We start from the raw sequence: 657 nt of genomic DNA, 5'->3' as shown, positions 1-657 counted from the left end.
GGGGGAGGGGCCGGGGCAAGAGCAGGAGCAGGAGCAGGAGCGTCGGCCATGTCCCCCGCCAACAGCCATCCCGGGCTTGCCGCCAGAACCGCGAAGGCGACGTAGATCATGGACTTCAAGACGTTGCACATCGGCGAGCTCGACGGGTTGTTAGTCACTTAGCCAATGAGGTTAGGTCAAGACACGCACCCTGAGCGATGTTTTGTCGCAAGTGCCCTGGCTGTTTTTCGCCCGGGCGTTTCCTGTAGGAGCGAGCCTGCTCGCGATGGACGTCAAGGCACCGCGTTTATTCAGGTAACACGCGTAATCGTTAGCGACCATCGCGAGCAGGCTCGCTCCTACAGGGTGGTGCAGCGCTTTAAAACAGATCAACCCGAGGATCCATGGCCTAAGCTTGTTTGCAGGCCCCTGTTCATCGCGCACGTCGATGAGCAAGCGGCACCTATAAAAACAATGCAATCAGGAGATGCCCATGTCTGCTTTGATCCGTCGTTTCAGTCGCTGCATGGCCGCCGGTTTGACCGCTGCCGTGCTTGTCGCACCGGCCTTCGCGCTGGATACCGTGAAATTCATGGCCCCGGGTTCCGTGGGCGGTGGTTACGACCAGACCGCCCGTGTGCTGGGCAAGGCCATGGTCGAGGCCGGTACGGCCAAGTC

The 657-nt window shown here is 60.4% G+C and carries 1 pseudogene; it reads left to right on the top strand.

The annotated features are described in order from the left end of the window. Positions 1 to 472: 472 nt before the first annotated feature. Positions 473 to 657, top strand: a pseudogene (locus BSF44_RS29260) (tripartite tricarboxylate transporter substrate binding protein); the annotation flags it as partial.

The organism is Pseudomonas sp. ACN8 (genome assembly GCF_002303925.1).
Taxonomy (GTDB): domain Bacteria; phylum Pseudomonadota; class Gammaproteobacteria; order Pseudomonadales; family Pseudomonadaceae; genus Aquipseudomonas.
This window is presented reverse-complemented; position numbering and strand designations above follow the sequence as displayed.